The sequence below is a fragment of the Streptomyces bikiniensis genome (assembly GCF_000716625.1).
Classification (GTDB): Bacteria; Actinomycetota; Actinomycetes; order Streptomycetales; family Streptomycetaceae; genus Streptomyces; species Streptomyces bikiniensis.
Map to the genome: position 1 here is coordinate 54,113 of NZ_JNXJ01000017.1, position 12,576 is coordinate 66,688.

General features: G+C 74.1%; 9 protein-coding genes. All 9 read right to left on the minus strand.

Going from position 1 to position 12,576, the window contains the following annotated elements; all coding sequences use genetic code 11:
- Position 1: 1 nt before the first annotated feature.
- Positions 2 to 2,623, minus strand: a complete 2,622-nt coding sequence (locus OO47_RS16000; RefSeq protein ID WP_030210569.1) for a tetratricopeptide repeat protein — start codon at positions 2,621 to 2,623, stop codon at positions 2 to 4.
- Positions 2,620 to 3,939 (minus strand): coiled-coil domain-containing protein, encoded by a 1,320-nt coding sequence (locus tag OO47_RS16005; RefSeq protein WP_030210571.1) that lies wholly within the window; start codon positions 3,937 to 3,939, stop codon positions 2,620 to 2,622. The genes OO47_RS16000 and OO47_RS16005 overlap by 4 nt, the downstream gene beginning before the upstream one ends.
- Before the next feature lie 72 nt (positions 3,940 to 4,011).
- Positions 4,012 to 5,103, minus strand: a complete 1,092-nt coding sequence (locus OO47_RS16010; RefSeq protein ID WP_030210574.1) for a glutamate ABC transporter substrate-binding protein — start codon at positions 5,101 to 5,103, stop codon at positions 4,012 to 4,014.
- An 11-nt stretch (positions 5,104 to 5,114) separates the two neighbouring features.
- On the minus strand, positions 5,115 to 6,557 hold the full coding sequence (locus tag OO47_RS16015; RefSeq protein WP_407696310.1) for a hypothetical protein: 1,443 nt from the start codon (positions 6,555 to 6,557) through the stop codon (positions 5,115 to 5,117).
- A gap of 388 nt (positions 6,558 to 6,945) precedes the next feature.
- Entirely contained in the window at positions 6,946 to 7,974 is a 1,029-nt protein-coding gene (locus OO47_RS16020; protein ID WP_234323195.1) for an N-acetylglucosamine kinase, read from the minus strand.
- Positions 7,965 to 9,230, minus strand: coding sequence for a 6-phospho-beta-glucosidase (locus OO47_RS16025; protein WP_030210580.1), 1,266 nt, complete (start codon positions 9,228 to 9,230; stop codon positions 7,965 to 7,967). The genes OO47_RS16020 and OO47_RS16025 overlap by 10 nt, the downstream gene beginning before the upstream one ends.
- A gap of 7 nt (positions 9,231 to 9,237) precedes the next feature.
- Positions 9,238 to 10,113, minus strand: coding sequence for a carbohydrate ABC transporter permease (locus OO47_RS16030; protein ID WP_030210581.1), 876 nt, complete (start codon positions 10,111 to 10,113; stop codon positions 9,238 to 9,240).
- Positions 10,110 to 11,114 carry a carbohydrate ABC transporter permease gene (locus OO47_RS16035; RefSeq protein WP_033209237.1) on the minus strand — a complete coding sequence of 335 codons (1,005 nt, stop codon included), beginning with the start codon at positions 11,112 to 11,114 and terminating at the stop codon, positions 10,110 to 10,112. The genes OO47_RS16030 and OO47_RS16035 overlap by 4 nt, the downstream gene beginning before the upstream one ends.
- A 16-nt stretch (positions 11,115 to 11,130) precedes the next feature.
- Positions 11,131 to 12,477: an ABC transporter substrate-binding protein gene (locus OO47_RS16040; RefSeq protein WP_030210583.1), complete on the minus strand. Its 1,347-nt coding sequence runs from the start codon at positions 12,475 to 12,477 to the stop codon at positions 11,131 to 11,133.
- Between the last annotated feature and the right edge of the window lie 99 nt (positions 12,478 to 12,576).

Below are 12,576 nucleotides of genomic sequence, written 5' to 3' on the forward strand. Positions count from 1 at the left end.
CTCACACCCACGTCCGGGGGCGGAAGCGGTTGGCCCGCTCCACCAGTTCGATCCTTTCCCCGCCCTGCTGGGCGAGCCGGGCCAGCACCCGGTACGCGCGTTCGAGGCCGAAGCGCAGTCCGCGCTCGTCCAGTTCGCTCCCGAGCAGCAGCGCGCCGCCGCCCGGTGCCGCACCGGGACTCCCGGAGAGTACCCAGTCGAGGGCCGTTCCGAGGACCTCCGTCGCCAACCGCTCCCGGCGCACCGCGTCCAGGCCGAAGCCCTGGAGCGCCGAGACCTGTGCCGCGGCGGCCGTCAGGTCGGCGCCGAGCGGCTCGGACGGCGGGCGCCGCCGCAGCCGCGCCCGCACGGCCGCGACCCGGGCCGCCGTGTAGTGGATCGACGCCTCCGGCACGGACTCCAGGGTCCGTACGGCCCCGGCGCGGTCGCCCGCCGCGAGCCGCACCCGGGCGAGCCCGAAGGCCGCGCTGACGAAACCGGGGTCGGTCGTCCACACCAGGCGGTAGTACTCGGCGGCGTTGTCCAACTGGCCGAGGACCTCGGCGCAGACGCCCAGGGCCAGCTTCGGCGCCGGCTCGCCGGGGAAGGCGTCGTACACCGCGTCGAAGGCGAGGGCCGCGTGCTCGTGGTCCCCGGTCACAAGCGAGGCGACGCCCCGGTACCAGACGACCCGCCAGTCGTCCGGGTCCCGCTCCTCCAGACCGGCGAGCGTCCGGGCGGCGGCCGGCAGGTCGCGCAGCTCCAGCTGGGCCCGCAGGGTGCGCAGGCGCAGCTCGACGGAGGGCGCGGGCGCGGCCTGGAGCGCCCCGAGCAGCTCGCCCGGCGCGGCGGCCGCCAGACCGGCCAGGAAACCGGCGTTGGGGTCGGCCGGGGAGACGTGCGGCACGGGCAGCGCGAGCGCGACGGCGGGCGTGTCCAGCGGCGCGAGCAGCCCCCCGAGCCCGGCCCCGGGCGGAACCACGGCCCCGGCACCGGTCTGCGGCGGAACCACGGCACCGGCACCGGTGGCGCCCCCCGTCCCCGGGCGCGCCTTCCGGCCCCCCCGGACCCGCCGCGCCCCCAGCAGGGACACGTCCTCCGTCGGTTCCGCGAACAGCTCCGTGTCCGTGACCCGCACCTCCGTGCCGAACAGCGTCGAGAGCGCCGGCCGGGGCCGCCCCGACTGGACCGCCACCACCTCCCGCAGCACGCCCGTCAACTGCTCGGCCATCTCCTGCGCGGAGGCGAACCGGCGCGCCGGGTCCGGGTCGGTGGCCCGTACCAGGAAGCGGTAGAACGACTCGTACGTCCGGAAGACCGCGATGTTCTCCGGGTCGGGCAGCGAGTCCACGAAGACGTTCGTGTAGCCCTGGAAGTCGAAGGTCAGCACGGCGAGCGTGCGCGCCACCGTGTACAGGTCGCTCGCCACCGAGGGGCCGACCTCGGCCACCTCCGGCGCCTGGTAGCCGACCGTGCCGTAGATCGCGGACTCGTCGTCGTCCATCCGCCGGACCGCGCCCATGTCGATGAGCTTCAGCTGGTCCTCGGTCTGTATGGCGTTGTCGACCTTGAAGTCGCAGTACAGCAGGTTCCGGCTGTGCAGGTGCCCGAGCGCCTCCAGGGCCTCGATGCCGTACGCGCAGGCCTGCTCCACCGGCAGCGGGTCGCGCCGCCCGTCGGGCGTCCGGCGCCCGTTGGCGATCTCCTTGAGCGACTTGCCGCCGACGTACTCCATGACGATGTAGCCGTCCAGGGAGCCGGTCCGCTGGTCGAGGTGCTCGACGAAGTTGTAGATCCGGACGATGTTGGAGTGCTCGATCTCGGCGAGGAAGCGGCGCTCGGAGATCGCCGCTGCCATGGCGTCCTGGTCGCCGGTGTCCAGCAGGCCCTTGAGGACGACCCAGCGGTCCGAGACGGCCCGGTCGACGGCGAGGTAGACCCAGCCCAGACCGCCGTGCGCCAGGCAGCCCGCCACCTCGTACTGGCCGTGGACGATGTCCCCGGCCCGCAGCTTCGGCACGAAGGAGTACGGGTGCCCGCAGCTGGTGCAGAAGCCCTCCGTGCGGCCCGGCCGGTCGCCCCGCGCGCGGCCCACCGGGGCCCCGCAGTCGGAGCGGGAGCAGAACCGCTTCCGCTCGGGGACCTCGGGGTTCTCCATCACCGCGGCCCGCGGGTCGGGGCGCGGCACCTCCGGGACCGCGACCAGGCCCGCGCCGAGCCGGTTCCGGGCGGACTGCCCGGTCGACGGGCCCGAGCTGCGCACCGACACCGAACGGCCCGTGGACGTCCCGGACAGCGAGCGCGAGAGGCGCCCCGAGACCGACCGGCGCGAAGTCGAGGAGCGGGACGAGGCCCGCGAACCGCTGCGCGCGGAGCGGGAGTCCAGCCCGCCGATCCCCGCGCCCGCTCCTGTCCCCGTGCCCGTGCCCGTCTCCGTGCCCGTACCCGACCCCGCGCCCGTTCCCGTGCGGGTGGACCGGCCGGGCACGGCCAGCCCGGTCCGCGTCGGGCCGATCATCCCGCCGGGCGCGACGACCGGCGCGAGCCCGCAGGTGTCGCAGTACAGCTCGCCGCCGCCCATGTCCTCGTACGAGCCCTCGCACGAGGGGCGCTGGCAGGTCCCCGCGCCCGTCTCCCCGCTCACCACTGTCGCCCTCCCGCGCCTTCCGCGTTCCCCGCGCCTTCCGCCCCCGGGCCCTCCGCGCCCCCGGAGGCGGACAGCACCTCGGCCGCCGCCCGCTGGTAGCGCAGCACCGCCTCCTCCGCGACCCGCAGGTCGCAGGGCGCGCTCCACAGCATCCGCCGGGCCGTGTCGTACCGCTCGATCAGGAGCGGGTCCTCCGCCGCCCCGAGCCGTGCCACCTTCGCCCGGTACGCGTCGAGCCGGCCGCGCAGCTCCGCCCGGACCGCGAGCGGCGCGGTCACCGCCGTCAACGACTCGCGGGCCCGCAGCAGTTCGTCCTCCGCCTCCCGCTCCAGGGAGTCCAGGAGCGGGGAGAGCCGGTGCCACTGGGCGTGCCTGCGGTACTCGGCGGCGGCCACCAGCCGCTCCTGGAGCGCCGTCGGCGGCCCGCTCACGGCCGGCACCTCGGAGGCGGCGATCTTCGCGAGGACCTCGCCGCGCGCGGCCCGCGCCTCGGCGAGCGTCCGGTCCGCCCGCGACAGCACGTCCCGCAGCCGGAGCAGCCGGTCCTCGGAGTCCTGCCGGACCGCGAGGACGGCCTCGATCTCGCGCCGCACGTCCTCCAGGGCCAGGGCGGCCCGGTCGTACCGCCCGGTGTCGGGGCGGCCCCCGCCGGGCGTCGAACTCCCCGCCGCGGGACGCCAGAAGGCCAGCGGGTCCGTGATCACCTGGGAGCGCAGCAGGGACAGCTCGGCCGTGATCTCCTCCAGCTCATCCCCGGCCGGGTGCTCGCCCGGCCGCACGCCCACCGAGTGCGCGAGGGACCGCGTCCGGCCCAGCTCGGCGGCGAGCAGGTCTATCCGGGCGGGCAGCGCCGACCAGACGGCGTCGGCGGTGACGACCAGGTCGAGCGAGGAGGCGTACAGCTCGTTCATCCGCCGCACCAGGCCCTCCAGCGTGAAGCGCTCGGACAGCAGCGCCTCCTCGCCCGCCCCGCCCGGCACGACGACGCTCTCGCCGCGCAGCCGGTCGGTCAGCTCCACCAGCTCCTCCCGGCCGGGCCAGCGGCGCCGCGCCCGCACCTCACGCGCCTCCCGCAGGGCGCCGGTGTACACGTCGAAGCAGGTCCAGAGCAGGGTGATGGTCCGCTCGGCCGCCGCCCAGCGCTCCCGGGTCGTGCCGGTCAGCTCGGCCCCTTCGAGGAGCCTGCGGCCCGCGTGGTCCTGGAGCGCGAGGAGCGAGTCCTCGACCGCCTTGTGCTCGGCGCCGAGCCGCGCCAGCGCACGGTCCACCTCGTCCCGGTCCATCACCGGCCCAGGGGGCCCCGTGACGCCCATCGGTCACCTCTTCCGCCATGTGTACGAGGACTCGTGTCGTGCAGGGGCCGCACGCGGCGGCTGCGTGTGCGGCTACTTGTACAGGGGAGCGGGCGGCCCGGATATCCCGGGCAGGTCCTTCTCCAGCCACTGCCCGTACGCCGCCTGCCAGGGCCCCTGCCGGTACCCCACCAGGACGTGGTTGACCCGGCGGACCAGGTCGTCGTTGCCCAGCTTGGCCGCCACTCCGTAGTACTCCTTCGTGAACGGCTTCCCCTTGAGCTCGACCGCCGGGTCCTGCGCGGCCTGGCCGGCCGCGAGGGCGTTGTCGGTGACGACGGCGTCCACCTCGCCCAGCTGGAGCCGGGCCAGGCAGTCCAGCTGGTTGGGGACGGTCAGCAGGTCCCTGTCGTCCTTGGTGCCGTCGCCCTCGTCCTTGAAGACGGCGCCGAAGGAGTTCTCCTCCAGGGCCTCGTGGGCCGTGGAGCCCTCGGCGGTGCAGACCCGCTTGCCGCGCAGCGAGGGGTCGTAGCCGGTGATGTCGGAGCGCTTGGGCGCCAGGACCTGCTGCCCGGCCTGGAAGTAGGCGGTGGAGAAGGCGACCTGCTCGATCCGCTTGCAGTTGATCGTCATGGTGCGCACGACGAGGTCGACCTTGCCGCTGTCCAGGGCGGCGATCCGCTGGTTGGTGGGGATCGCGCGGAAGATGACGGCGTTCTCGTCGCCGAGGACGCCCTTGGCTATGGCCCGGGCGAGGGCGATGTCGAACCCCTCCAGGACGCCCTTCTCCGGGTTCCGGTAGCCCCAGCGGTAGCTGGACTGGTCGACGCCGACGATCAGCTTCCCGCGCTCCTTGACGGCGCGGACCGCCGGCCCGTCCTCCGTGGAGGGCGTGAGGGAGGCCTCCGGGTTCCGGCAGGTGTCGGCCTTGACCTGGACGCCGACTCCCGCGCCGGTCCCCGTCCCGCCGCCCGCACCGGCACCGCTGTTCGCGCCCGTACCGCCGCCCACGCCGGTACCGGCGCCCGTCCCGGGCGCGGCCGCCGCGCCGCTCCCCTCCCGGGCCAGCGGGAGCAGGGTGACCGAGGCGGTGAGCCCGCAGGCCACGGCCATGGCCGCCACTCCGCCCCAGCCGCGCAGCCGCTTCGCCGCCCGCCGCACCAGCGGCTCCGTGTCCTCGGACATCCTTCCCCCTCTCACCGGTACTCCGACAGTCTGCGGTTGACGCCGAGCACGGCGCCCGCCGCCCCCAGGATCCCGAGGGCCGCCGCGCCCAGGGGCAGCGCCGAGAGGGCGTCCCCGGCGTCCCCGGCGGAGCGGGTGAACTCGGCCTGCTCGTGCGCGAGGGCCCGCTCCAGGGCCGCGTCGACCCGGTCGAAGGACTCCCCGGTGGACCCCTTCGCGCCGACGATCCGGTCCAGGGCGCCCTCGTAGTCCCCGGCGTCGTCCTTCGCCCGCGCGTCCTTGTGGCGCTGCCGCCACTCGCCCGCGTGGGCGGTGGCCGCGTCGACCGGCTTCCGGCCGGCGTCGTCGTCGGCCAGCCCCCGCGCCGAGGCCAGCGCCTCCGACAGGGCGCCCATGCTCGCCGTGTAGTCGGCCTCGTACTTGTCGCCCTTGCCGTCCTCGGTGAGGACGGCGCCCCGGGCGACCACGGTCAGGTTCTCGCTGGCGCGGGCGGTGAGCGAGCTGATCCGGGCCGTGTTGAGGACCTGGAGGGACTCCTGCCCGTGCGCCCGCGCGTCGTCGAGGCCGGCCCGGGCGACGGTGTGCGCGGCCAGGAGCCAGAGCAGGGCGGCGCCCGTGGCGGCGGTGGCGGCGAGCAGCCCGTGGTTGAAGACCCGGTGGGTGCGGACGTAGGTCCGGCGCTGGGCCCGTCCGAGGGCGGCGAGCGCGACCAGGCCGAGCGCGAGCGACGCGTACGGCCAGGCGCGGGCCGCGTCGTCGTCCCGCCGGAGCCGCTCCGTCTCCGCCCCGTACAGCCGCTCGGCGGCGGGCAGCAGGACGGTGGCCATCTGCTGGTTGGCGTACCGCAGATAGGCGCCGCCCAGCGGCAGGCCCTGCCGGTTGGCGGCCCGGGCGCGCTCCACGAGGCCCGTGTAGCGCGGGAGCTGCTGGCTCAGGACCGTGATCTCGCGGGCCGACTCCGGCGAACCGTCCGTGTGCGCCGCGGCCTTGACGAGGAGCCGGGAGGCGGTGGCGACGTCCTCCGCGTACCGCTCGCGCGATCCGGCCGGCTCCAGGGTGCCCGCCAGGAAGCCGCTGGCGGCGGTGGTGTCGGCGTCGGCCAGGGAGCGGTAGATCGCGGCGGCGTCGGCGCTCAGCGGCTGGCTGCGGCCCACGACGTCGTCGGCGGCGGAGGCCCGGCCGGTGACCTCCAGGGCGGTGACGGCCCCGAACGCGACGACGAGCAGCGCCAGTACGGCTCCGAGGATCCGGAGCCGGCCGGGCTCGGTCGTCGCGGCCGCCCGCAGCAGCTCCCGGCCCACGGCCCAGGCCCCGCGCCCCGCGGGCGGCGCGGCGGGGGGCAGGGGCGCCGGGCGTGCCGGCGACGGCTGCGCGGGCACGCCGGCCGGGCGCGCGGGCGCCGGGGCCGTGCTCCGCGCCGCCGGTTCGGCGGGCGGGATCGGCGGGTGTGCCACGTGACCTCCCCCTCGGTCGCTGACGGTCCGGTCCGCCCCGGAGCGCCGGTGGACCGGCTCCGGTGGAGGACCACCCCGGCGAGCAGTATGGCCGCACGGGCCGTTCCGCACACCGGGATTGACTGGATCTTGTTCCTGACGGCCCCTATCGTGCCCCATGCCTCCCACGTGTCCGCGGGAGAACCCCCTCACCTTGAATACGTCCCCGGCCCGGAATCGGTTCCGGGCCGGATGTCGCTCGAACAGGTGAACATGCGTGCGGGGCGCCCCCGCCGGACCGGCGACGACGCCCCGCACCCGCACCCTTCACGCCCCGGAGCGCACCCGCACCCCTCACGCTCCGGAGCGCACCCGCACCCCTCACGCCCCGGAGCGCACCCGGGTCCGCTCACACCCCGTAGTGCTCCCGCAGCCGGGCCGCCGCCGAGGGGTCCGCCGCCGTCTCGTCCAGGGCGAGGAGCCCCGCCCCGAGGACCGGCGGCGCCGTCACGAAGCCGACCGCGGCCTTCGGCGCCCGTACCGCCAGGAGGGCGCGGATACGTTCCTCCAACTGCGGGTGGCGGGCGGCCAGCACGCTGCCGCCGAGCAGCACCGGCGCCGGCTCGTCGAGCAGCCCCAGCCGCCCGAGCGCCACCGACGCCATGGCCACGACCTCCTCCGCCAGCCGGTGCACCAGCGACAGCGCGACCGGGTCGCCCGCCGCGCTCACCCGGAAGAGCACGGGCGCCAGTTCGTGCCGCCGCTCCATCGGGATCCGGCCCAGGTGCAGCGCCTCGATCAGCGCGTACATCGTCTCCAGGCCGAAGTGCGCGGGCAGCGCCCGCGACAGCCCGGTCGGCTCGCCGCGTCCGTCCTCGCCGCGCGCCGCGCACCACAGCGCCTCCTCGGCCAGTCCGCCGCCGCCGCCCCAGTCCCCGGAGAGCTTCCCGATCGCCGGGAAGCGCGCGGTCCGCCCGTCCGGGGTCATCCCGACGCAGTTGATCCCGGCCCCGCACACCACCGCCACGCCCCGGGGCTCGTCGATCCCGGCCCGCAGGACGGCGAAGGTGTCGTTGTGCACGCGGACCGACCCGCTCAGCCGCCGCGCGTGCAGGGCCTGTTCGAGTTCCCGTTCCTCCACGGGCAGGTCGGCGTTGGCGAGACAGGCGGTGACGTGGGCGAACACCGGCGGGCTGTCCACCGGCCCGCCGGCCGCCGCCCAGGCCCGCCCCACGATCTCCACGAGCCCGTCCACCGCCGCCGCCACCCCCACCAGCGGGGGCTGGAACCCGCCGCCACGGGCCGCCCCGAGGACGCGGCCGTCCCCGGAGAGGACCGCGACGTCGGTCTTGCTGTTCCCCGCGTCGACCGCGAGGAGCGTCCCCGCCGCGAGGGGCGTTCCCGCCCCCGCCGCGGGGAAGGTCCCGTTCACGCCCACGCGAGGTGCTCCCGGTTGTGCGCGATCAGCCGGTCCGTGAGCCCGTCGGCGTACGCGTACTGCCCGATCAGCGGGTGCGCGAGCAGCGCCTTGAAGACCCGGTCCCGGCCGCCGCGCAGCGCCGCCTCCAGGGCCAGGTCCTCGTAGGCCGTCACGTTCGCGACCAGACCGGCGTACAGCGGGTCGACCGGCGCGACCGGCAGCGGCACCGCGCCCTCGCGGCCGACCGCCGCCTGCGTCTCGATCACGGCGTCGTCCGGCAGGAACGGCAGCGTGCCGTTGTTGTACGTGTTCACCACCTGGTACGGCGAACCGCCCCCGCCCAGGAGGGCGGCCGCCAGGTCCACGGCCGCCTCCGAGTAGAAGGCGCCGCCGCGCTTGGCGAGCAGGGCCGGCTTCTCGTCGAGCGCCGGGTCCCCGTACATCTCCAGGAGCTCCTTCTCCATCGCGGCGACCTCGGCGGCCCGCGAGGGTTTGGTCCCCAGCTCCCGCACGACCTCGTCGTGCGCGTAGAAGTAGCGCAGGTAGTACGAGGGCACGACGCCGAGCCGGTCCAGGACCGGGCGCGGCAGCCGCAGGTCGTCCGCGATCGCGTCGCCGTGCCCGGCGAGCAGCCGGGGCAGCACGTCCTCGCCGCCGGGGCCCCCGATCCGTACCGCCCGCTCCCAGGTCAGGTGGTTGAGCCCGACGTGGTCCAGGTGCACGTCCGCCGGGGCCACGTCCAGGAGCGCGGCGAACTTGCGCTGGAAGCCGATGGCCACGTTGCACAGGCCGACGGCCTTGTGCCCGGCCTGGAGCAGCGCCCGCGTCACGATGCCGACGGGGTTGGTGAAGTCGATGATCCAGGCGTCCGGGTTGGTCCGCCGGACCCGCTCGGCGATGTCCAGGACCACCGGGACCGTGCGCAGCGCCTTGGCGAGGCCGCCGGCGCCGGTGGTCTCCTGGCCGACGCAGCCGCACTCCAGCGGCCAGGTCTCGTCCTTCTCGCGGGCGGCCTGCCCGCCGACCCGCAGCTGGAGCAGGACGGCGTCGGCGCCCTCGACCCCGGCGTCCAGGTCGGAGGTGGTGGTGATCCTGCCGTCGTGCCCCTGCCTGGCGAAGATCCGGCGGGCGAGCCCGCCGACCAGGTCGAGCCGGTCGGCCGCGGGGTCGACGAGGACGAGTTCGGTGATCGGCAGGGTGTCGCGCAGGCGCGCGAATCCGTCGATCAGTTCGGGGGTGTAGGTGGAACCGCCCCCCACGACAGTGAGCTTCATCTGTGGCTCAGCCCTTCACTCCGGTCAGTGTGACTCCCTCGACGAACGCCTTCTGGGCGAAGAAGAAGACGAGGATCACGGGGGCCATGACCAGGACGGTCGCGGCCATGGTCAGATTCCAGTCGGTGTGGTGCGCGCCCTTGAAGGACTCCAGGCCGTAGCTCAGGGTCCAGGCGCCGGGGTTCTCGGAGGCGTAGATCTGCGGCCCGAAGTAGTCGTTCCAGCAGAAGAAGAACTGGAAGAGGGCCACGGCCGCGATCCCCGGCTTGGCCATCGGGACCACGACCTTGAGCAGGGTGCGCAGTTCGCCGCACCCGTCGATCCGGGCCGCCTCCACGTACTCGTCGGGGATCGTGAGGAGGAACTGGCGCAGCAGGAAGACGGCGAAGGCGTCCCCGAACGCCATCGGGACGATCAGCGGCCACAGGGTGCCGGAGAGGTCCATCTGCTTCGCCCAGAACAGGTACATGGGGATGATCACGACCTGCGGCGGCAGCATCATCATCGCGATGACGAGCAGCAGCGACAGGTGCCGGCCCCGGAAGCGGAACTTGGCGAGCGCGTACGCGACGGGGACCGAGGACACCACGACGAGGACGGTGCCGAGCCCGGCGTACAGCAGGGAGTTGCGCCACCAGGTGAGGAAGCCCTCGGTCTCGAAGACCCGGACGTAGTTCTCCCAGTGCCAGGAGTTCGGGGTCAGGTCCCGGGTGAGCGCCTGCTGGTCGCTCATCAGGGAGGTCAGGAAGACGAAGACGAACGGCAGGACGAAGAACAGGGCGGCGGCGACGCCGAGCGCGTGCACGGCGATCCAGTGCAGCAGCGCCTTGCGCCGGGCCCGCCTCCCCGCGGGGGTCGTGGCGGTGGCGGTGAGGGTCGTCAAGGTCGGTCACCCGGGCCGATCAGGCCGCCGCGCCGGCGCATCAGGAGCGCGGTGAAGGCCATGGAGAGGGCGAAGAGCACCAGGGCCACCACACAGGAGGCGCCGTAGTTGAACTGGCTGAAGCCGAGGCTCTGGACGAGCTGCGGCAGGGTGAGCGTGGAGTCGTCCGGGTAACCGGGGACGAAGGTGACGCCGGAGCCGCCCATCACGCCCGAGGCGACCTTGGAGGCCACGATCGGCTGCGTGTAGTACTGCATCGCGCCGATGATCCCGGTGACCACCGCGAAGAGGACGATCGGCGCGATGGTGGGCAGTGTGATGTGGCGGAACCGCTGCCACGGCGAGGCGCCGTCCAGTGCGGCGGCCTCGTACTGCTCCTTGGGCACGTCGAGCAGCGCGGCCATGAAGATGACCATGAGGTCGCCGACGCCCCACACGGCGAGGACCGTGAGGGCCGGCTTGGACCAGGACGCGTCGTTGAACCAGGAGGGGGCGGGCAGACCGGCCGCCTCCAGGAGCGAGTTGACCGGTCCGGTGCCGGGGTTGAGCAGGAAGACGAAGGCGAGCGTGGCGGCCACCGGCGGGGCCAGGTAGGGCAGGTAGAAGAGGGTCCGGAAGATCCCGGTGCCCGTCTTGATCTTCGTGATCAGCAGGCCGGTGCCGAGGCCGAAGAGGACCCGGCAGGCGACCATGACGACGCAGAGCCAGAGGGTGTTGCGCAGGGCCGGCCAGAACTGCGGGAAGTCGGTGAAGACGTACGCCCAGTTGGCGAGGCCCCGCCACTCGGGCGGGTTGAGGCCGTCGTACTTCATGAAGGAGAAGTAGACGGTGGAGACCAGCGGATAGGCGAAGAAGACGCCGCATCCGATCAGCCAGGGCGACAGGAACGCGAGGGTGCGCAGCGCGTCGCGGCGGCGCCTGGACCGCAGCGTGTTCCGTCCCCCGGGGGAGGCGGCGGCCGGGGTGGCCGCCGCCTGCGCGGGCAGGGTGTCCGTGCTCATGGGCGGTGTCCGGCCGTCACTTCGCCGCGGCGATGTCGCGGTCGATCTGGGCGGCGGTGTCGGCGAGCCCCTTCTGCAGGTCGGTGACCTGCCCCTTCTCGTACCGCTGGGAGAACTTCTGGAGGGTGTCCTGGTAGGCGGAGCCGTTGACGGCGCCGTCCGAGGTGGTGGAGGCGGGATGCCGGGCGATGTCCAGGAAGGTCTTGAAGCGCGGGTCGAAGTTCAGCTTCGGGGACTTCAGCGCCTCCAGGGTGGAGGGCACGTTGCCGATGTCGTGGGCGAAGGCCAGCACGGCCTCGGTGTCCGTGGTCATGAACTTCACCAGCTCCCAGGCCGCGTTCTGCTTCCGGCTCTGCGGCGCGATGCCCATGATCGTGCCGGAGAGGTAGCCCTTGCCGTACTCGGCCACCTCGTCGTCCGCGACCGGCAGCGGCGCGACGCCGATCTCGAAGCCGGGCTTCGCCTCCTCGGCGAACTTCAGCCGCCACTCGCCGTCGAGCTGCATGGCGACCTGGCCGGTGTGGAAGGGGTGCTTGGGTCCCCACTCGTCACCGAAGGTGGTGCGGTACCTGTCGAGCCTCTGGAAGCCGCCGAGCGCGTCCACCAGGGACTTCTGGTAGGTCATCATCTCGGCGAACGCCGGGTCCTTCGCGACGGTCGACTTCCCGTCCGCGTCGAAGTACCCGCCGTGCTTCCACTGCGACATGTAGTGCGAGACGACCGTCTCGTAGCCCAGGTAGGTCGGCATGAAGCCGAGCCGCTCGTACGAGTCGCCCCTGGGCTTCGTCAGCTTCCTGGCGACCTCGGTGAACTCGGACCAGGTCTTCGGCGGGGCCTCGGGGTCGAGCCCGGCCTGCCGGAAGGCGTCCTTGTTGTAGTAGAGCCCGTACGCGTCGGAGAGCAGCGGCAGGCTGCACCGCCGGCCCTCGAACTGGGTGTAGTCCTGGAGCACCTTCGGGAAGATCCTGTCCAGGTCCAGCTTCGACTTCTCTATGAAGGGCTTGAGGTCCGCGAGGGCGCCGGAGGCGCAGAACTTGCCGACGTTGGACGTGGTGAACGAGGAGACGACGTCCGGCCCGTTCGAGCCGCCCGCGCGCAGGGCCTGGCCGAGCTTGTCGTCGTTGATGTTGCCGACGAGCTTCACCTCGATGTTCGGGTGGGCCTTCTCGAAGCGGGCGACGTTGGCCTCGATCGCCTTGACCTCGGCGGGCGCCGACCAGCCGTGCCAGAAGGTGATCGTCGTCTCCGCCTTCGGGTCGTCGGCGGCCGCGTCGTGCGTGGAGCCGGTACAGGCGGAGGAGAGGAGGGCGAGCGCGGCGGTGGCGGCGAGCGCCGCGGCGACTCTGCGCGGACGTACGGGCATGGCGGGTTCTCCCTGGGGCGGGCAGAGGGTGAACGGGGTCACGGGCGGAGGGGAAGCGGGGTCATGGACGGGGGAGCGGGGTCACGGGCGGAGAGGAAG

What these genes read in the sequence shown, in the direction of transcription:
- OO47_RS16005 (WP_030210571.1), bottom strand. Translation starts at nt 3,939, where the DNA reads ATGGGCGTCACGGGGCCCCCTGGGCCGGTGATGGACCGGGACGAGGTG.
- OO47_RS16010 (WP_030210574.1), bottom strand. Translation starts at nt 5,103, where the DNA reads ATGTCCGAGGACACGGAGCCGCTGGTGCGGCGGGCGGCGAAGCGGCTG.
- OO47_RS16025 (WP_030210580.1), bottom strand. Translation starts at nt 9,230, where the DNA reads ATGAAGCTCACTGTCGTGGGGGGCGGTTCCACCTACACCCCCGAACTG.
- OO47_RS16035 (WP_033209237.1), bottom strand. Translation starts at nt 11,114, where the DNA reads ATGAGCACGGACACCCTGCCCGCGCAGGCGGCGGCCACCCCGGCCGCC.
- OO47_RS16040 (WP_030210583.1), bottom strand. Translation starts at nt 12,477, where the DNA reads ATGCCCGTACGTCCGCGCAGAGTCGCCGCGGCGCTCGCCGCCACCGCC.